The sequence below is a fragment of the Spongisporangium articulatum genome (genome assembly GCF_044465595.1).
GTDB lineage: Bacteria > Actinomycetota > Actinomycetes > Actinomycetales > Kineosporiaceae > Spongisporangium > Spongisporangium articulatum.
This window is the reverse complement of record NZ_JBITLV010000001.1, coordinates 749,146-767,629: the sequence shown is the minus strand read 5'-3', so window position 1 is coordinate 767,629 and position 18,484 is coordinate 749,146. Positions and strand designations below refer to the sequence as shown.

At 71.6% G+C, this 18,484-nt stretch carries 21 protein-coding genes, 1 tRNA gene and 1 pseudogene; 12 read left to right on the top strand and 11 right to left on the bottom strand.

Annotation, left to right across the window (positions count from 1 at the left end):
* Nucleotides 1-143 precede the first annotated feature (143 nt).
* The gene (locus ACIB24_RS03655) at nt 144-1,856 is read left to right on the top strand and encodes an LCP family protein (protein ID WP_398275298.1); all 1,713 of its coding nucleotides are present in this window, start codon (nt 144-146) and stop codon (nt 1,854-1,856) included.
* 94 nt (nt 1,857-1,950) lie between these two features.
* Here the strand turns inward: ACIB24_RS03655 and ACIB24_RS03650 are convergent, their stop codons facing one another.
* The 3 genes from ACIB24_RS03650 to ACIB24_RS03640 form a co-directional block, all read right to left on the bottom strand.
* The gene (locus tag ACIB24_RS03650; RefSeq protein WP_398275295.1) at nt 1,951-3,603 is read right to left on the bottom strand and encodes a long-chain fatty acid--CoA ligase; all 1,653 of its coding nucleotides are present in this window, start codon (nt 3,601-3,603) and stop codon (nt 1,951-1,953) included.
* A 62-nt stretch (nt 3,604-3,665) separates the two neighbouring features.
* Nucleotides 3,666-4,229 (bottom strand): histidine phosphatase family protein, encoded by a 564-nt coding sequence (locus ACIB24_RS03645; protein ID WP_398275292.1) that lies wholly within the window; start codon nt 4,227-4,229, stop codon nt 3,666-3,668.
* 26 nt (nt 4,230-4,255) lie between these two features.
* Entirely contained in the window at nt 4,256-4,894 is a 639-nt protein-coding gene (locus tag ACIB24_RS03640) for an ACT domain-containing protein (RefSeq protein WP_398275289.1), read from the bottom strand.
* A 111-nt stretch (nt 4,895-5,005) separates the two neighbouring features.
* Here ACIB24_RS03640 and ACIB24_RS03635 point away from each other — a divergent pair, with 111 nt between their 5' ends.
* From ACIB24_RS03635 to ACIB24_RS03625, 3 genes are read left to right on the top strand one after another with little or no spacing between them, the layout of a single operon-like run.
* Nucleotides 5,006-5,488 carry a DUF6328 family protein gene (locus ACIB24_RS03635; protein WP_398275286.1) on the top strand — a complete coding sequence of 161 codons (483 nt, stop codon included), beginning with the start codon at nt 5,006-5,008 and terminating at the stop codon, nt 5,486-5,488.
* A gap of 39 nt (nt 5,489-5,527) precedes the next feature.
* On the top strand, nt 5,528-6,367 hold the full coding sequence (locus ACIB24_RS03630; RefSeq protein ID WP_398275283.1) for a GntR family transcriptional regulator: 840 nt from the start codon (nt 5,528-5,530) through the stop codon (nt 6,365-6,367).
* 8 nt (nt 6,368-6,375) lie between these two features.
* Nucleotides 6,376-7,575 (top strand): low temperature requirement protein A, encoded by a 1,200-nt coding sequence (locus ACIB24_RS03625; protein ID WP_398275280.1) that lies wholly within the window; start codon nt 6,376-6,378, stop codon nt 7,573-7,575.
* 43 nt (nt 7,576-7,618) lie between these two features.
* Here ACIB24_RS03625 and ACIB24_RS03620 read toward each other — a convergent pair.
* A pseudogene (locus ACIB24_RS03620) lies at nt 7,619-7,702 on the bottom strand (DUF1232 domain-containing protein); the annotation flags it as partial.
* 141 nt (nt 7,703-7,843) lie between these two features.
* Between ACIB24_RS03620 and ACIB24_RS03615 the strand changes: the two are divergent.
* The 6 genes from ACIB24_RS03615 to ACIB24_RS03590 all read left to right on the top strand — a co-directional run bounded on the left by ACIB24_RS03615 (nt 7,844) and on the right by ACIB24_RS03590 (nt 11,820).
* Nucleotides 7,844-8,386, top strand: a complete 543-nt coding sequence (locus tag ACIB24_RS03615; protein ID WP_398275277.1) for an NUDIX domain-containing protein — start codon at nt 7,844-7,846, stop codon at nt 8,384-8,386.
* Between the two features lie 226 nt (nt 8,387-8,612).
* The gene (locus ACIB24_RS03610) at nt 8,613-9,101 is read left to right on the top strand and encodes a SigE family RNA polymerase sigma factor (RefSeq protein WP_398276731.1); all 489 of its coding nucleotides are present in this window, start codon (nt 8,613-8,615) and stop codon (nt 9,099-9,101) included.
* Entirely contained in the window at nt 9,098-10,126 is a 1,029-nt protein-coding gene (locus ACIB24_RS03605) for a hypothetical protein (protein ID WP_398275274.1), read from the top strand. The genes ACIB24_RS03610 and ACIB24_RS03605 overlap by 4 nt, the downstream gene beginning before the upstream one ends.
* Before the next feature lie 33 nt (nt 10,127-10,159).
* Nucleotides 10,160-10,369: a hypothetical protein gene (locus ACIB24_RS03600; protein ID WP_398275271.1), complete on the top strand. Its 210-nt coding sequence runs from the start codon at nt 10,160-10,162 to the stop codon at nt 10,367-10,369.
* A 45-nt stretch (nt 10,370-10,414) separates the two neighbouring features.
* Complete coding sequence (locus ACIB24_RS03595; protein ID WP_398275268.1) at nt 10,415-11,398, top strand: ADP-ribosylglycohydrolase family protein; 984 nt, start codon at nt 10,415-10,417, stop codon at nt 11,396-11,398.
* Complete coding sequence (locus tag ACIB24_RS03590) at nt 11,395-11,820, top strand: DUF1810 domain-containing protein (RefSeq protein ID WP_398275266.1); 426 nt, start codon at nt 11,395-11,397, stop codon at nt 11,818-11,820. The genes ACIB24_RS03595 and ACIB24_RS03590 overlap by 4 nt, the downstream gene beginning before the upstream one ends.
* A 16-nt stretch (nt 11,821-11,836) precedes the next feature.
* Here the strand turns inward: ACIB24_RS03590 and ACIB24_RS03585 are convergent, their stop codons facing one another.
* Nucleotides 11,837-12,913 (bottom strand): NAD(P)H-binding protein, encoded by a 1,077-nt coding sequence (locus ACIB24_RS03585; RefSeq protein ID WP_398275263.1) that lies wholly within the window; start codon nt 12,911-12,913, stop codon nt 11,837-11,839.
* A 235-nt stretch (nt 12,914-13,148) separates the two neighbouring features.
* On the opposite strand from ACIB24_RS03585, the gene ACIB24_RS03580 reads away from it, so the two are divergent.
* Together ACIB24_RS03580 and ACIB24_RS03575 are read left to right on the top strand one after the other, a co-directional pair.
* A complete protein-coding gene (locus ACIB24_RS03580; protein ID WP_398275260.1) occupies nt 13,149-14,885 on the top strand; it encodes an FAD-dependent oxidoreductase in 1,737 nt (578 codons plus the stop codon).
* 97 nt (nt 14,886-14,982) lie between these two features.
* Complete coding sequence (locus ACIB24_RS03575; RefSeq protein WP_398275257.1) at nt 14,983-15,591, top strand: dihydrofolate reductase family protein; 609 nt, start codon at nt 14,983-14,985, stop codon at nt 15,589-15,591.
* Between the two features lie 2 nt (nt 15,592-15,593).
* Here ACIB24_RS03575 and ACIB24_RS03570 read toward each other — a convergent pair whose 3' ends face one another.
* The 6 genes from ACIB24_RS03570 to cysK all read right to left on the bottom strand — a co-directional run bounded on the left by ACIB24_RS03570 (nt 15,594) and on the right by cysK (nt 18,484).
* The gene (locus tag ACIB24_RS03570; RefSeq protein WP_398275255.1) at nt 15,594-15,788 is read right to left on the bottom strand and encodes a hypothetical protein; all 195 of its coding nucleotides are present in this window, start codon (nt 15,786-15,788) and stop codon (nt 15,594-15,596) included.
* Between the two features lie 13 nt (nt 15,789-15,801).
* Entirely contained in the window at nt 15,802-16,059 is a 258-nt protein-coding gene (locus ACIB24_RS03565; RefSeq protein WP_398275252.1) for a hypothetical protein, read from the bottom strand.
* A 60-nt stretch (nt 16,060-16,119) separates the two neighbouring features.
* A tRNA-Ser gene (locus tag ACIB24_RS03560) sits at nt 16,120-16,209 on the bottom strand.
* A 155-nt stretch (nt 16,210-16,364) separates the two neighbouring features.
* Nucleotides 16,365-16,673 carry a hypothetical protein gene (locus ACIB24_RS03555; protein ID WP_398275249.1) on the bottom strand — a complete coding sequence of 103 codons (309 nt, stop codon included), beginning with the start codon at nt 16,671-16,673 and terminating at the stop codon, nt 16,365-16,367.
* A gap of 265 nt (nt 16,674-16,938) precedes the next feature.
* The gene (gene epsC, locus ACIB24_RS03550) at nt 16,939-17,556 is read right to left on the bottom strand and encodes a serine O-acetyltransferase EpsC (RefSeq protein ID WP_398275246.1); all 618 of its coding nucleotides are present in this window, start codon (nt 17,554-17,556) and stop codon (nt 16,939-16,941) included.
* A gap of 1 nt (nt 17,557) precedes the next feature.
* Nucleotides 17,558-18,484, bottom strand: a complete 927-nt coding sequence (cysK, locus tag ACIB24_RS03545; protein ID WP_398275243.1) for a cysteine synthase A — start codon at nt 18,482-18,484, stop codon at nt 17,558-17,560.

Here is an 18,484-nt window from a genome sequence, read left to right as displayed (position 1 = left end):
CATGGGCGATCCTCTACTTGAAACCCACGCCCTCGTTCGCCGTGGAACAATGGGCGGCTGGTCAGCCGGAGGCTTCCCCTCGTACCCTGCCTGACCTGCGGTACCGGGCCGTCGGCGCGCGTGTCGTCGCGAATGGAGGAGCAGTGACCCAGGTGGAGTCGTACTCCTCCCGGCGCGAGCGTCGCGCCGCTGACTCCGCCCAAGCACCAGAAGAGCCGGCGGACTACCCGACCACCACGACGCGGCCGACGCGACGCTCCGGCGGGGGCGGGGGCGGAGGCGGCGGCGGGCTGCCCGGCGTCCGGTCCATTCCCGGCATCCTGCGCGGTCGGCACGCGACCCCGTGGGGCCAGGGCTTCGCCTACGTCGTCGGCTGGACGATCGTCTCCTACCTCTTCCCCGGCGCCGGTCTGGCCGCCGCGGGCTGGCGCAAGTTCGGCCGCTTCCTCCTGCTGCTGCAGGCCCTGGCGATCGCGATCGGCGTCGGGCTGGCTCTGCAGGGCACCGCGCTCCTCGACCAGGTCGTCGCGGTCGGGGTCAGCCCCAACAAGCTGCTCGCCCTGCTGGGCGTCTTCGTCTTCGGCGCCCTGCTCTGGGGTCTCTTCATCCTCATGACCAGCGCGGGGCTGCGCCGCTCCGCCGTCCTGACCCGGTCGCAGAAGTCGTTCAGCAGCCTGCTCGTCGTCGCCCTCCTGGTCGGCATCGCGCTGCCCGTCTACTGGAGCGGCGAGCGCGTGTTCGCCCAGCGCGACCTGATCAACACCCTCTTCCCGAGCTCCGGCGGCGGCACGAAGCCGAACAACCAGAAGGCCGACCCGTGGGCCGGCATCCCGCGGATGAACGTGCTGCTGATCGGCAGCGACGCCGGGGCCGACCGCACCGGCGTCCGGACCGACACCCTGATCCTGGCCAGCATCGACACCAAGAGCGGCTACACGATCCTGTACAGCCTGCCCCGCAACCTGGGCCACGCCCAGTTCAAGCCGGGTTCCCCCGGGGCCCGGAAGTATCCGAACGGGTTCACCTGCGGCGCGAGCGTCACCACGGACACCTGCATGATCAACGCGGTGTGGACGTGGGCCTCCGGCCCCGACGGCAAGCAGTACTACACGGGCAAGACCCCGGGCCTGCAGGCCACCGAGGACGTGGTGTCCGGCACGCTCGGCCTGAAGATCGACAACTACGCGCTGCTGAGCATCCAGGGCCTGGTCGACTTCGTGAACGCGATCGGCGGTGTGAAGGTCAACGTGACCCAGCGCCTGCCCCGCGGCGGCCACCCCGACGCCACCCCGGCCATGGGGGCGTACTACACCGAGGCGACGCAGGGGTACCTGGAGCCGGGCAACCGGAAGCTGAACGGCTTCGACGCCATGTGGTACGCCCGCTCGCGCCGCACCACCGACGACTACGACCGGATGCGGCGCCAGCGGTGCCTCATCGGCGACCTGGTCGAGCAGAGCGACCCGATCACGCTGGCCCAGCACTTCCCGGACATCGCCAAGGCGATCAAGAAGAACTCGGCGACGAACATCAGCCAGGACTCGCTGGAGGCGTGGGTCGACCTGGCCCAGCGCATCCAGAAGGGCGGCAAGACCTACAGCCTGGCCTTCACCAACAAGGTCCTCTCCTCCGGGACGTGGAACCCCGACTACACGGAGATCCACCGGCTGGTGAAGAAGGCCATCGCGAAGTCCGACAAGGACTACGCGAAGGCCCAGGCCGACAAGGCCGCCGCGGCCGCGTCGCCGTCGGCCGGCACCACGCCGACCCCGACGAAGACCAAGAAGCCGACGGGCACCGGCGTCAACGCGGACGACTCCAGTTCGGCGCAGGACATCAAGCAGCTCTGCGGCTAGCTCAGAGCGTTCGTGATCATGCAGAAACCTCGCGCCCTTCGGGAGCCGGTCAACGGCCTCCGGAGACTGCGCGAGGTTTCTGCATGATCACGAACTACGAAGCGGGCTTGCCGACCTCCACGACCTCGAGGTCGCCGTCGGCGTACCGGGCCCGGATGACCTTCTTGTCGAACTTCCCGACGCTCGTCTTGGGCACCTCGGCGATGAACGCCCAACGCTCGGGCACCTGCCAACGGGCCACCCGCTCGGCCAGGAAGTCCCGCAGCTCCTCGGTCGTGACCGACGAGCCCTCCTCGAGGACGACGGTCGCCAGCGGCCGCTCACCCCACTTCTCGTCCGGGACGCCGACGACGCTCGCCTCGCGCACCGCGGGGTGGGCCATCAACTGGTTCTCCAGGTCGACGGAGCTGATCCACTCGCCGCCCGACTTGATCACGTCCTTGGCGCGGTCGGTCAGGGTCAGGAACAGGTCGGGGGTCAGCTTGCCGACGTCGCCGGTGCGCAGCCAGCCGTCGTCGAACTTCTCCGGGGCGTCGGCGTTGTAGTACGACGCCGTGATCCACGGCCCCCGCACCTCGACCTCGCCGACGCTCTCGCCGTCGTTGGGCAGCGTCTCACCGTCGGGCCCGACCAGCCGCGCGTCGACCGACATCGACAGCCGGCCCTGCATGAACCGGCGGTCCCAGTACTCCTGGCCCTCCAGCCCGGGCGGCGGCACCGCGACGGTGGCCAGCGGCGACGTCTCCGTCATCCCCCAGCCGTGGTAGACGGTGACGTCGAACTTCTCCTGGAACGCCTTCATCAGCGCGGGCGGGCAGGCCGAGCCACCGACGATCGCGCTCTTCAACGTGGAGATGTCCGACTCGGGATGCGCCTCGAGGTGGTGCAGGAGGTCGTTCCAGATGGTCGGCACGGCCAGGGCGTTCGTGACCTTCAGCTGCTCGATCATGGTGGCCAGGGGCGCGGCCTGCAGGAACCGGTCGGGCAGCACGAGGGTGGCCCCGGTGGCGAACCCGGCGTAGGCGACGCCCCACGAGTTGGCGTGGAACAGCGGCACGATCGTCAGCACCACGTCGCCCTGCTTCAGGGACAGCGCCGTCGGCATGGCCAGCTGCAGCGTGTGCAGGTAGTTCGAGCGGTGCGAGTAGACGACGCCCTTCGGGTCGCCCGTCGTGCCGGACGTGTAGCACATCGACGCGCCGTCGTTCTCGTCCAGCACCGGCCACTCGAACTCGGCCGGCTGCGCGTCCAGCAGGGCCCGGTAGTCGTGCACCTCGCGGGCCCCGTCCCCGGCCAGCGCCGCCTTGACCTCCTCCGGCACCGGACCGTTCACGATCACGTGCTTCACGGTCGGCGCGTGGGCCAGGATCTTGCTGAACGGCTCGGCCAGCGTGTTGTCGACGACCACCACGTAGTCCTCGGCGTGGTTGATCGTGAAGATCATCTGCTGCGGGAACAGGCGGATGTTGATCGTGTGCAGCACGGCGCCCATGCTCGGCACCCCGATGTACAGCTCGAGGTGCTCCTCGTTGTTCCACATGAACGTGCCGACCCGCTGGTCGCCGGTCACCCCCAGCGAGCGCAGCGCGTTGGCCAGCCGCTTGCAGTCGGCCGCCACCTCGGCGTTCGTGGAGCGCCGCGGCCCGTCCGCCGTCCAGGTGATGACCTCGGAGTCCGCGTAGGCGGTGGCCCCGTAGTCGAGGAAGCGGGAGAGCAGGAGCGGGGTCGTTTGCATCGTGCTGCGCATGGGCCACCTCGTCGTGTCGCCGGTCGGGGAGGAACGTCAGGGGGTCCGACGAGCGGCGCGGGTCACGTGTTCCAGCGCAGGATCATCGGCGAGCCTCGGTCCCAGCCCAGCACGCTCACCGTGGCAGTGTCCAGAGCCAGGTGCCGGCCCAGTTCAGGGCTCTCCCCCAACCAGCGGGCGGCCAGCACCCGCAGGAAGTGGGCGTGGGCCACGAGCACCGCCCGGCCGTCGGTCTCGGCCCGCACGCGGGCGACCACGGCGTCGGCGCGGCCGGCCACCTCGGCCAGCGTCTCGCCGTCCGGGACCGGGCCGTCCCAGACCGACCAGCCGGGCCGTTGCTCCTGGATCTGCGCCGTCGTCAGGCCCTCGAAGGCGCCGTAGTTCCACTCCTTGGCCAGCGGTTCGGCCACCGGGACCAAGCCGGCCAGTTCCGCCGTCCGCCAGGCCCGGGACAGCGAGCTGGCCAGCACCAGGTCGAACCGGACCTCATGGAGGCGGGGCAGCAGTTCGCGGGCGGCCTGCTCCCCCACGGCGGTCAGCGGGATGTCGCTGCGCCCGGTGTGCTTGCGCTCGCGGCTCCACGCCGTCTCGCCGTGCCGGACCAGCCACAGCTGAGGTTCTGCCATCGGTTCCTCGGGGAAGAAGGTGCAGGTCAGACGGGTGTGAGCACCGTACCGACGATCTGGCCGACCTGCCCGACGCGCCACAGCTCCGAACGGTGGAACTCCGGACCGTCCTCCCGGACCAGCAGCAGGCCCAGCGCCCCCGACCCGAGCGGCACCAGCGCCGCCCCGGTGTACTCGGCGCCCCGCGGCCCGGTGACTCGGGGCGTGGCCAGCCGCAGCGGTGAACTCAACCGGACCTGCGAGGGTTCCGGTGCCCGGGTGCTGGCCGCAACCACACCCGCGAACTCGGCGTTCGCGTACTCGACCACGGCGGCCCAGTCGGCCCCGAACGCGTGCGGGGCGCCGTCCACCAGGGTCTGCACCCCGCGCTGCGGCGCGGTGAGCACGTGGTCGAGCAACTCGAGGTCGGCGTGCCCGGTGATCGGCGGCGCGGGCATCTGGCGCCCGGTGACCTGGACGCCGGGCAGCGCGTCGAGCCGCTGGCAGACAGCGGTCAACTGGTCGCGGTCCCGCACCTGGACGAACACGTCGTCGAGGGCGCGGCCGCCCTCGCTCTCCAGGACGTCGATCTCCGCGATGTCCGCGCCGGAGGCACCGATCGCCGAGGTCACCAGACCGAGCGAGCCCGGCCGGTCGGGCACGCTGAGCCGTACTCGCGCCAGCATCTCGCCTCCAGGTCAGGGGGTTGATGATCAGGATTACACACGGCCGTTGCGCGCACATGTCGTGCGGTACAACCCATCCCGGGGCGCCCGGAGCGGGAGCACAATGGGCCGATGGGTGCGGACCGACCGGGTGAGAGCGAGGCCGAGCGGGCCGACCGCAACTTCGTCGAACTGCTCCAGGAGCTGCGGGTGGTGCAGACCGGCGTGCAGATCCTGTTCGCGTTCCTGCTCACGATGCCGTTCCAGAGCCGCTTCGAGGGTCTCGGCGACGGTGAACGCGACGTGTACGTGCTCGCCGTCCTGCTCGCCGCCGGCGCCGTGCTCTGCCTGACCGCCCCGGTCGCCTACCACCGGGCCCTGTTCCGGATGCGCCTCAAGGACGACCTGGTCACGATCGCCGGCCGCTTCGCGATCGCCGGGCTGGCCTTCCTGGGGGCGGCGATCGTGACCAGCGTGGGGCTGGTGCTGGACGTCGCCCTCGGCCCGGGTGCGTCCCTCACCTTCACGCTCGTGCTGGGGGCCGCGGTGCTCACGGTCTGGCTCGCGATGCCGTTGTGGACCCGCCGGGAGCACAAGAAGCACCAGGGCCATTAGGATCTGAAGCCGGTAGCGACGATTCCGGAGGTGGGTCACGTGGCTCCGGACATCGATGGGTTCGAGGACGAACCGGACGGCGACGAGCTGGACGATCTCGACGGCGCGCACGGGCTGGACCGCTCCAGCCCGATGCCGTTGTGGGCGCAGCTCCAACAGGACCTGACGCGTCGGCTCGGTTCGGGGGAGTTCGACAACGGGTTCCCCGGTGAGCTGGAACTGGTGGAGGCGTACGGCGTCTCCCGGTACACCGTGCGCGAGGCGCTGCGCCGGTTGCGCGAGTCGCGGCTGATCGACTCGGCCAAGGGCCGCGGGTCGTGGGTGCGCCGCGGTGGCGACAACAACCCGCCGCTGGGCTCGCTGTACTCGCTGTTCTACGAGGTCGACGCCAAGGGCATCCAGCAGCGCAGCGTCGTGGTGTCCCAGGAGCGGGTCACCTCGGCCCTGGCCGCCCGTGAACTCGGCCTGCCCGAGGACACCGAGTTCTTCTACCTGGAGCGGGTACGGCTGGCCGACGAGCAGCCCATGGCCCATGACCAGACCTGGATCCCGGCGTCCGTGGCGGCCCCGCTGCTCGACGTCGACTTCGCCGTCTCCGGCCTGTACGACGAGCTGGCCGCCCGGTGCGGGGTGTCGCTGGCCGGAGGCCGGGAGCGGATCAGCGCGGTGCTGCCCAGCGACGCCGACCGCAAGCTGCTCGAGGTGCCCGACGACATCGCCTGCTTCGAGATCCGGCGGGTCAGCACCGTCGAGGCCCGGCGCCTGGAGTTCCGGCTCACCGTGGTGCGCGGCGACCGCTACTCGGTGCTGGCCGACTGGTCGCCGCAGGGTTACACCGTCTCGGCCGAACCGCTGCCCGGCGCCCCCACGGAAGGCTGACCGAGCGGATGCCCGGTTGGACCGTACCCATGCGCGCCCGGGACGCGGGCGAGGGCCACCGCACCGCCACGGTGCTGGAGCTGCTGTTCGACCTGACGTTCGTGGTGGCCGCCGCGTCGGTGGCCACCGAGCTGGCGCACGACGTCGCCGACGGGCACGCCGCCGAGGGCGCGTTGCGCTTCGGCATGGTCTTCTTCGCCATCTGGTGGGCGTGGATGAACTTCACCTGGTTCGCCTCGGCGTTCGACACCGACGACGCCGTGTACCGGGTGGTCACGCTCGTGCAGATGGCCGGCGTGCTGGTGCTGGCCTCGGGCGTGCACGACGCGTTCACCGGCGACGACTTCACCACCATCACCATCGGCTACGTCGTGATGCGGGTGGCGATGATCAGCCAGTGGCTGCGCGCGGCCCGGGGTGGCGACTTCGCGCCCGCGGCCCGCCGGTACGCGGCCGGCATCGGCGCCGTGCAGGTGCTGTGGCTGGCCCGGCTGGCCCTGCCCGCCGACGCGCAGTTCGCGACCTTCTTCGTGCTGGCCGCGCTCGAGGTCGCCGTGCCGTGGTGGGCCGAGCGGCCCGGCATGACGACGTGGCACCCGCACCACATCGCCGAGCGGTACGGCCTGTTCGCGATCATCATGCTCGGCGAGTGCGTGCGCGCGGCGTCGCTGGCCGCCAACGTCGCGGTGGAGGAGGAGGGCTGGACGCCCGACGTCCTCACGGTGTTCGCCGCCTCGCTGGTGATCACCTTCGCCCTGTGGTGGATCTACTTCCTGAAGCCGGCGGGCGAGGGCCTGGAGGGTCGCCGCGACCGGTCGTTCCTCTGGGGCTACGGGCACTATTTCCTGTTCGCGGCGCTCGTCGCCCTGGGCGGCACGCTCGAAGTGGCGGTCGAGGCGGCCGAGCACCACCTCGAGGTGGGCGACCTGACCGTGGCGCTGGCGGTCGCCGTCCCGGTGGCGGCGTTCCTGGTCCTCGTCTGGGCGCTGCACCACCCGCTCGGGGTGACCCGCGCCGGGGACCGCGAGAAGGCTCTGGGGGCAGCCGTTCTCACGCTCGGGGCGGGTTTCCTCCCGGTGGCCGGCGCGTCGTTGCCGGTGGCTCTGGTCGCGGTGGCAACGCCGGCTGTCCTCCTCGTGGTGGACGCGGTCGCCGCCGGGCGGGCGGGAACTGCACGCCCCGCGCGGCCAGCATCCGCCGAGCGGTGACCAGCTTGTAGACGAACAGGACGGTGGCCCCCACCACCCCGGCGTCGTCCACCAGACCGAACGGGCCGAACAGGCCCTCGGGGATCACGTCGATCGGCGACAGCAGGTAGAGCAGCGCCCCGAACATCGCGACGATGCCGCTCAGCGGCACGTCGTACCGCCAGATGACGAAGCCGATGACCCCGAGCAGCAGGACGCCGATCGTCGCCACCACCACGAGCAGGACGACCAGCACCGTTCCCAACGTGTCACCCATATCGTTTCGAGTATGGGTGACGTTCTGCGGACGCGCATCGACGCGGACCTCGTGCTGGAGGGGGAGCCCGAGCCGGAGTTCGTCCCGGGCGTCGCCGCGACCTTCCCGCGCAAGCGCGTCTCGGCCGCCGTGCTGGTCCGGGACGCCGGGGGCCGGGTCCTGCTGCTCGAGCAGTCCTACCGCTCGACGTGGGGTCTGCCCGGGGGCGTCCTGGAGGACGACGAGCCGCCGCTGACCGGGGTGCTGCGCGAGCTGCGGGAGGAGCTCGGCGTCGAGTGGCCGGTGGGGCGCATGCTGGCCGTCGACTGGGCGCCGCGGCACGGCGTCTGGGGGGACGCGGTGCACTTCCTGTTCGACGGCGGGGTGGTGGACGCGCGGGACGTGGCCGGGTTCCGGTTGGAGCCGGGCGAGATCGACGCCGTCCACCTCGTCGAGCCGGCCGCCGTGGGCGCCCATACCCGGCCGTCGTTGGCCCGCCGGGTGGCCGCCGGGCTCGACGCCGTGGCCACCGGGCGGACCCACCTGCTCACCTTCGGCCGGAGGATGGAATCCTGAGGCCCGGAAACCGGGGCAACACAGATATTTGAGAAATTCTCCTCCGCGGGGCAACCGGATGCGGGGACCACCCGGTCTGACGGGCATGACCAGTCATGCCCTGGCGGCCGGCACCTCCCTGCCGGCCCCCGGGAACGGGGTAGCCGAGACGCCGAGGGGTGCGGTCATGGAAGAGCTCGTCGCCGGGCGCTCGGAGCGCCCGGTCCGCACGAGCACGGACGACACGATGGTCTTCGAGTCGTTCGTCGCCGCCCGCGGCGACCAGTTGCTGCGCACGGCCTACCTGCTCACCCGCGACCAGATGCTCGCCGAGGACCTGCTGCAGACCAGCCTCGCCAAGGCCTGGATGTCGTGGGGGCGGATCAGCTCCAGCCCCGAGGCGTACGTCCGCAAGATCCTGGTCAACACCTACTCGTCGTGGTGGCGGCGCCGGTGGAACGGTGAGCAGCCGCACGCCGACGTCCCCGACTCCCCGGTGGCCGACCCCGCGGTCGACTCCAGCGAGGACCGGCTCGACCTGTGGGAAGCGCTCGGCCGCCTGCCGAAGCGGCAGCGGGCGACCGTCGTCCTGCGGTTCTACGAAGGTCTTTCGGAAGCGGAGACCGCCGAGCTGCTCGGCTGCAGCCTCGGCACGGTGAAGAGCCAGACCAGCAAGGCGCTCGCCAAGCTGCGTATCGACCCCGCCCTGACTCCCACCGAGGAGGTGGACCGATGAACCTCGACGACCTGCAGCGTGAGCTGCATACCCGGGCCGACGGGGTCCGCGGTCCCGACGTGACCGGGCCGGGGGTGACCACCAGCCGGCTGGCCGGGGTACGGCACCGGGCCCAGGTGGTCCGCCGGCGCCGGGCCGCGGCCGGGGTGGCCGCCGCGGTGATGCTGATCGGGGCGGCCGCCGGGGTGCCGAAGCTGCCGCTGCTGCACGAGACGGACGCCCCGCCCGCGAAGCAGGTGCTGACCGAGTTCCCGCCGACGTACAACGGCGACCCGCTGGTGCAGCGGGAGATCGGCGCCTTCGGAGCCGGTTCGGTGATCCTGAGGTTCACCCCCACCGACGCGAACATCGCCGTGGTCAGCACGTGCTTCATCGACCAAGCGGTGGCCGCCAAGTACAACGAGCACGTCGACGGCATCACCACGACCATCACGGTGAACGGGAACCCGATCAGCGCCGGCTGCAAGCAGGGCGCCTTCACCGAGGTGTACCAGGACGGCCAGGACCCGGCGGCCAACCGCAGGGCGTGGGGCAAGGAGGGCGTCAAGCCGGGTCGGGAGAGCACCGTCGTGTTCACCTACCCGGGCCAGACCCTGCACTCGGTGCGGCTCGCCGTCGCGGTCTACCAGATGAGCGGTCGGCGCATCGACTTCGACGGATACCGGCTGCCGGGCGAGATCACTTTCGGCGGCGCCGCTTTCGGTTCGCCCCAGGCCGGGGTCACCGCGTTGAACGGCACGGTCCGCTCGGTGTCGAAGCCGGTCCGGCCGGGCGACCTGGTGTGCGGGGTGGTCTACAACCCGGACCCGACCGCGAACGATCTCGTCCTCGACCCCGACCAGCTCACCGTCTCGGGGGCCGACATCGTCGCGCAGGGCCCGGTGGGCGCGAAGCTCGACTCCGACCTGCTCTGCAGCCTCGTGAGCTCCGAACCGATCGACGGGACGGCCACCGGGACGTACGCGGCGGCGGCCGGCTCCCGCGGGACGATCGTCATCGCGGTGTACTCACCGACCGCGACCTGAGCGGGCCGCGGTGACCGGGGGGTCGGTCGGCCGATGGTGACGTTGGCGGACCTCGTGAACACGCTGGCGCTGCGGGCGTTCTCGTTGGGCGGTACCGGCGGTTCGCGTAGCGTCCTGACGACCCGGCTCGCGGGGGTGCGGTACCGCGTGCGGACGTCGCGGCGGCTGCGGCTGGCCGCCCTGCTGGTGGTGACCGTGCTAGTGGGCGGTACGGCGTTCACCGTGGTGGCGATCGCGGTCTGAGCCTGCGACCCTGCGGCTGCGCCGACCCACCGGTACGGTCGTTCGATGGGGAAGGACGCCGAACCGGGGCTGGCGGAACGCGCTCTCGGTGCACTGCTGGGGGTGCACGCGGGCGACGCGCTCGGCGCCACGGTCGAGTTCATGCCCTGGGCCGAGGTGCGATCGGTGCACCCGGACGGCGTCCGCGAGATCGTCGGCGGCGGCCCCTTCGGGTGGGCGGCGGGTCACGCGACGGACGACACGGACCTCACCCGGGCGCTGATTCTCGGTTACCGGCGGGCCGGGGCGGGCGGGGACGTCGTGCGCGCGACCGGGGAGGCCATGCTCGACTGGCTGCGGGGTGACTGGCCCGACCGCGAACCCGGCAGCCGGCCGCGGGACATCGGCGGTGCGACCCTCGACGGGCTGACCAAGTACGGGCGGACGGGCGACCCGCGGCAGGCCGGGGCCGGCCGGGGCAAGGCCGGCAACGGGTCGCTGATGCGTTGCCTGCCGACCGCCCTGGCCCGCTCCACGCGGACGGCCCGGATCACGGAAGCCGTTGAGCTGTCGGCGATCACGCACGACGACCCGCGCTGCACCGTGGCCTGCGCCGCCTACGTCGAGATGGTCGCGAAGCTGTTGGCCGGCGGGTCGCCGGACGACGCGGTGCGCGCCGGGCGGTCCGTGACCCTGGACCTCGAGTGCCCGCCCGTCGACGAGGCGATCGCGTTCGGCGCGCACCTGGTGCCCGCGACGATGGCCGCGACCGGTCAGACGTTCCTGGCCGACGAGGGCGGCGGCTACGTGCTGGACTCGCTCAGCCTGGCCGTGGCGGCGTTGTGCGACCCGCGGCCCCTCGTGGACGTGCTGGTCGACATCGTCCGGTTGGGGATGGACTCCGACACCAACGGGGCGATCGCCGGCGGCCTGCTCGGGGCGCGGGACGGTGCCGCGGCGATCCCCGCCGCCTGGGTGGCGAGACTCCAGTTCGCGCAGGAGTTCACGGCCGCCGCCCCCGAACTGCTGGCCCTGCGGGAGAGCCCATGACCGACGAATTCGACCTGAACCGCTTCGTCGAGGCCCAGGCGGGTGGCGTGTTCGAGCGGGCCGTGGCCGAGGTGCGGGCCGGCGAGAAGCGTTCGCACTGGATGTGGTTCGTGTTCCCGCAGGTGGCCGGTCTGGGGATGAGCGCGACGTCGCGGCGGTACGCGATCTCGGGCCGCGCGGAGGCGGTCGCCTACCTGGCCCACCCGGTCCTCGGTCGCCGCCTGCTGGAGTGCTGCGAGGCCGTGGCGGGACTGCCGCCGGGTACGTCGGCGGAGAGGGTGTTCGGGTCGGTGGACGCACTGAAGCTGCGCTCGTGCCTGACCCTGTTCGAGACCGTCTCTGCGGAGCCGGTGTTCGGGCGGCTGCTGGACCGGCTCTTCGGCGGGGTCCGGGACCCGGCGACCCTCGAACGACTGACCTGACCCGCTTGTCATGGGCTCAGAGCCCGACCAGGCCCCGCAGGCGGTACTCGGCGATGTGCCCCACGCCGCCGAGGAGGCGCCCGGCCGGGACCGCGGCGGGCGGCAGGAGTCGTTCCAGGCGTGAGGGTCTCGCCCAGCCCGGGTCACTCGGGGCCAGCACGTGCGGGTCGCCACCGACCTCCGTGCCCTCGAACGGCGTGTACGGCTCGCGCAGCGCCCGGCGGATCGCCGTCTCGACGCCCAGCGGGTTCGCCGGGGCCAGCGGGTCGGACCGGCCGGGGTCGCAGACCATGTCGTGGGTGAGCGACTGGACGAGCGACATGACGGTCCACCACGGCGCGGCGGTGGTCAGCGGGGAGACGGCCGCCACCAGGGCGTTCGGGACCGGGGGCGCGGGCAGCTGCACGCGCCGCAGGCCGGCGACCCGCGCGTAGGTGGCGAGCAGGTCGGCGTAGGTCAGGACGTCGGGCCCGCCGATGTCGAGGTGCCCGGTCACGCCGTCGTCCTCGACGGCCCCGGCCAGCTCGGCCACGGCGTCCGCGACGGAGATCGGTTGGACCCGCGAGCGCATCGACGGGGGCAGCCACTGCACCACGTTGACCGCGGCCACCTGCCGGAGGATCTCGAACGACGTCGACCCGGCCCCGAGCACGATCCCGGCGCGCAGGGTGAGCGTGCTCACCGGGCCACCGGCCAGGACCTCCTCGACCTCCAGCCGCGACCGGATGTGCTCCGACAGCTGCTCCTCCGGCACGTCCGGCACCAGCCCCGACAGGTACACCAGTCGCGGCAGCCCCAGCTCCCGCCCCACGTTGCGCACCACCCGGGCCGCCTCGCGGTCCGCAGCCGCGAAGGCCCGCCCGCTCAGCCCGTGCACGAGGTAGACGGCGGCGTCGGCCCCCTTCAGGGCGGCGTGCACGTCGTGTCGCGACCGGGCCTGCACCCGCCGCCACTCCACCCGGTCCGACCAGGGATAGAGCAGACGGCGGGGGCGTCCGGAACCGGTGGCCACGACGTCGTGCCCGCGGGCCAGGAGTTCGGGCACCAGTCGGGACCCGATGTACCCCGTTGCTCCGAGGACGACGACGCGCACGGGGTCAGTCTGCCTACTCCGGCGTAGGAGGCCAGTCAGGCGGGCCGCCGCGGGGCGTCGGAGACGCGTCAGAGCGCCCCTTGATCACCTTGCGTGTTCCCCACGATGCGGTGGGTAGCTGAGCGGGGGCTGAGTAAGGATGAGAGTGGATCTCTTGACAGATTTTGCTGCGCGTGAGTCTCCCGGCCGAGTTAACTGCCCGAGGATGTCGAGGAGTTGGCGAGGGAGCACGGCGATGGCACAGGAGATCCGCACCGATGTCTGCATCATCGGCGCCGGCCCCTCGGGGCTGACCATCGCGCGCGAACTGGTCGGCGAGTCGTTCGACGTCCTGGTGCTGGAGAGCGGCGAGTACGAGCCGTCCGCGGCCGCCGACGACCTCGCGGCCGGGCACACCGAGTCCCCCTACTACGGCCCCTCCGCCATGGCCGGGGGCCGCCGCCGGCAGTTCGGCGGCACCGCCAACAACTGGGTGCACGTCACCTGGCCGGGCAAGAGCCGGGTCTACGCCCGCACCATGACGGGCGAGCAGATCGACTTCGAGACCAAGTCGTGGCAGCCGGGCAGCGGCTGGCCCTTCGACCTGGCCGAGCTCATGCCCTACTACGACCGCACCCACCTCGCGTGGGGCGGGGCCGTCGTCAACGACTCCCCGTCGCACTGGTCGCGGGCGACGACCCCCGAGCTGACCATCGAGAACACCCGCACGACGGTCGCCCAGTACGCGCCCGCCGACTGGTTCACGCTGCGCGCCCGCGACGAGCTGCTGGCCGCGCCCAACGTGCGCGTGGAGGTCGGCTCGACCGTCGTCTCGCTGGACGGCGAGCGCGACGGGAACGCGGTGCGCTCGGCGTCCGTGGTGCGCTCGGACGGCACCTCGTTCACCGTGACGGCGCAGCTGTTCGTGCTGGCCGGCGGCGGCGTCGAGAACAGCCAGGTGCTGCTGTCGTCGGAGCTCTGCCGGCCGGGCGGCCCCGGGAACCGCTACGACAACGTCGGCCGGTACGTGACCGACCACCCCGAGTTCCGGCTGGGCGCCCTGCGCCCGTCGTCCCCCGACGTCCTCGAGAACCTCGGCCTGTACGACCTGCACTACGTCGACGGGCAGCTGATCAACGGCGTGCTCACGTTCGACGAGGAGTACAAGCGGGCCGAGCAGCTGCTCAACGTCGGCGCGGTGTTCATCCCCCGGCGCTCCGGGTTCAACACCGACGCCGAGCGCGCCTTCCGCCACCTGAAGGCCGAGGTGCGTGGCAAGAAGGGAGCGGCCGCCCTGGCCTCGGCCCGGCGGCTGCTGACCAACCCGGGTGAGACCCGCAAGGTGCTCGGCATGCAGTACGAGTGGGACGGGCCGGACTGGCAGGACAACCCCGACGCCTACCAGTGGTACCGCGGCGGCTGGTCGCGGCCCGGCGCCGACCGCTCGCAGTTCCCGGTGCTCGAGGTGCACGTGCAGACCGAGCAGACCCCCGAGCGGGAGAACCGGCTCACGCTGTCCGGCACCAAGGACGCGCTCGGCCGCGGCCGGCTGAACCTGAAGCTCGGCTGGTCCGAGGCCGACCAGCAGAACCTGACCCGGTACATGGACCTGTTCGCCCGCTCCGTGGAGCGCGCCGGGCTGGGCTGGTTCGACCCGTGGATGCAGTTCGACGGGCCCCTGCGCATGAATCTCGGCGGCATCCACCACCCGATGGGCGGCACCCGCATGCACGCCGACCCCCAGCTCGGGGTCGTGGACGCCGACTCCCGCGTGCACGGGCTCGAGAACCTCTACGTCGCGGGCAGTTCCGTGTTCCCGACCAGCCTCGGCTACGTGAACCCGACGCTCACCATCGTCGCGATGAGCAGCCGGCTGGCCGACCACGTCCGGGCCACGATGACGGGTTCGGCGCAGCGAATCGTGGACCTGACGGCCGTCGAGGCCGTGGTCGAGGCGCCGGTCGAGGTCTCGGAGCCCGCGCAGACCTTCTGAGGTTTCTTCACCGCGGTGTCGCATTTTGGGGTCGCCGTTCGTAGCCAGGGTGAGAGTGGCCCACGAGGGCCCACCCGGGACGAAGGGAACCGCGACCATGAAGCTGACGACCACCACTCAGGTCTCCGTGGACGGCGTGATGCAGGGCAACGGCGCCTCGGCCTATGACGTCGGGCTCGGGTTCGAGCGGGCCGGCTGGGCCACGCCGCACCTGACCGCCGAGGGCGGGGCGTACATCGCCCGGATCATCGAGCGGGCCGACGCCTTCCTGTTCGGGCGCAACACCTTCGACATCTTCGCCCCGTACTGGCCGACCATCGAGCCGGGCGTGACGCCGATCGCCGACGCCTTCAACACCCGGCCGAAGTACCTCGTGACGAGCCGGCCGGACGTGCCCGACTGGGACGGGACGACGGTGCTGTCCGGTGACGTGCTCGAGGCGGTGCGCGAGCTGAAGGCCGAGCCGGGGGGCGAACTGCAGGTGCACGGCAGCGGCGCGCTGGTGCGGTCGCTCCTGGAGGCCGACCTGGTCGACGAGCTGACCCTCGTCGTCGTCCCGGTGGTCGTGGGCGGCGGGGCCCGCCTCTTCCCGGAGACGGGGGTGGACGTCGCGCTGGAGCTCACCGAGTCGAAGGTGTTCCCGAGCGGCGTCGCGGCGCTGACCTACCGGACGGCCGGGCGTCCGACGTATGGCCCGGCGTCCTGATATCAGTCGCCCTTCTGGGCGGTCAGCAGGCCGCCTGCGCTGTATGCGGCGAACGAGAGGACGGCCGGCACCGCCCACCACCAGGAGAAGGCGGGCTCGTCGCGGGCGAGACAGAACACCACCGAGGCCAGCATGGCGGCGGCCGCCGTCCACGCGAGCCACAACCGCCAGGCCGGCAATCGGGCGTGCTTGGCCATGGTCGACCCCGTCTCAGTCGTTCTCGCCCGCCGACTCGTGCGGGTTGCGCTCCGCCTCGGCATACCGCCTCAGCAGCTCGGGCCCGTGGCGGAACCTCAGGATGACACCACCGGTCCCGACGCAAGCCAGAATTCCCACCCCCACGGCTTCCGACCAGCGGTGCCCGACGAGGTCGCCGACGAACCAGAACCAACCCGCCACCGTCGCGACGACGCTCACGGCGGCGAAGACCGCGTACTGCCATCGGCGGTAGGTGAGCGCTCGACTCATGACGATCTCATCGTCCGAGCCCGTGGCCAGGCTGTCGACTCGACCCGTTCAGGACGCGAGCGGAGGGCGAGGGATTCGAACCCCCGAGCCCGGGGTCACCGGACTAACAGTTTTCAAGACTGCCGCCATCGGCCACTCGGCCAGCCCTCCTGGGTGCCGGTTCCGCGGAACCGAGCACTGGACAGTCAGTGTCGCACAGGGGCAGGAGTCGTCGAGTGCGGAGCTGGTGCACCGTCAGAGGCCGAAACCGGCCCGAACGCGCGCACCAGCATCACACTCGGCGCGCAACGAAGCGAGAAGGGCGGTCAGCCCAGCCGACGCCAGCGCCACCGGCCGACCACCGCGGGCCGAGCGGAGGACTCGGCCAGGAGGTCGCTGCACCGCGCACACAGCGGCGCGTTGTCGTCGGGTCTCGGGAGGGTGTCGTCGGAGCACCCGACGCAGCGGACGAGCCGCGTGCCCTTCCCAGCGGTCAGTGCCGGCCCGAACTGGTCCGGAGGGAACTCCGTGACCGGTCCACGGGGGCGGACCATCCACACCGGCCTGGTCTCGGCCGGAACCGCGCGCATCCCCGTGTCCTGGAGCTGCTCGCCGTCTGCGAACACCTGTGCCATCGCCGTTCTCCGTCGCCATCGGAGGGGCCTCCCGCCGAGGAATGCACCCGGGCGAGCAACCCCACAAGGCCAAGTTCGTCGTCCAGCTGGTCTGAACAACTGACCAGTTGTAATCGCACGGTCACTCTACGCGCTTTAGGAGTACCGGCTAGGGCTGATATCAAACCTTTATCAATGCCCGGGTTTGAACAACCTGCGAGCTGAACAGGTGAAAGCACACGAACCCCGGCGGTCGGCCGTTCGGCCTAGTCAGGACGGAAAAGCCTCAGATCCAGATGGCCGGGTCGACGGCGTCCAGGTCGGCGACCGGCGAGGTCGTCGGCGCCGGAGCGTTACGGATCTCCCCCGGAACGCCCACCACGCTCGCCCCGGGCGGCACGTCCCGCACCACGACGGCGTTCGCGCCCACGCGCGCATGGTCACCGACGACGACCGGGCCGAGCACGCAGGCCCCGGCCCCGATGATGACGCCGTCGCCGATCGTGGGGTGCCGCTTGCCCTTGTCCAGGCTGCGACCGCCGAGCAGCACACCGTGGTACAGCATGACGTCGTCGCCGACCTCGGACGTCTCGCCGATCACCACGCCCATGCCGTGGTCGATGAAGAACCGGCGGCCGATCACGGCGCCGGGGTGGATCTCGATGCCTGTCCGCGCACGGGCCCACTGCGACAGCAGCCGCGCGGCCAGCGGGTGCCCCCCGGTCCACAGCCGGTGCGCCATGCGGTGCAGCCAGACGGCGTGGATGCCCGGGTAGGCCAGGATCAGTTCGGTCGTCGAGCGGGCGGCGGGGTCACGCCGCCTCGCCGCCTCGACGTCCTCGCGCAGACGCGCCCGCCAGCCGAGCCGCTCGACCTTCGCCCGACCGGCGAGCGCATCCGACACGTCAGTCCACCAGGTCCTTGAACAGGATGGTCGACAGGTACCGCTCACCGAACGACGGGATGATCACCACGACGACCTTGCCCTCGAACTCGGGCCGCTTGGAGACCTCGTTGGCCGCCCACAGCGCCGCCCCCGACGACAGGCCGACCAGCAAACCCTCCTGGGTGGCCGCCTTGCGGGCCCACGCCACCGCGTCGTCCACCTCGGCGTCGAAGACCTCGTCGTACACCTCGGTGTCGAGGATGTCCGGGACGAAGTTCGCCCCGATGCCCTGGATCGGGTGCGGTCCGGGCGCCCCGCCGTTGAGGATCGGCGACAGCTTGGGCTCGACCGCGAAGATCTTCACGTCGGGGTTCTTCTGCTTCAGCACCTGGCCGACGCCGGTGATGGTGCCGCCCGTGCCGATACCGGCCACGACGGCCGCGACCTGGCCGTCGGTGTCCTTCCAGATCTCCTCCGCCGTGGTCTTGCGGTGGATCTCGGGGTTGGCGACGTTCGCGAACTGGCGCACCAGCACGGCACCGTCCTGCTCGCCGATCTCCTCGGCCTTGGCGACCGCACCCTTCATGCCGAGCGAGCCGTCGGTGAGCACGAGCTCGGCACCGTACGCGCGCAGCAGGGCCCGGCGCTCCTTGGACATGGTCTCGGGCATGGTCAGCACGCACTTGTACCCGCGGGCGGCGGCGACGAACGCCAGCGCGATGCCGGTGTTGCCGCTGGTGGCCTCGACGATGGTGCCGCCCGGCTTCAGCTGGCCGGACTCCTCGGCCGCGTCGATCATCGCCACACCGATGCGGTCCTTGACCGAGCTGGCCGGGTTGTAGAACTCGAGCTTCGCCGCGATCGTCGCGCCGCCCTCGTTGATCCGGTTGAGCCGGACCAGCGGGGTGTTGCCGACGAGCTGCGTCACGTCATCGTAGATCGGCAT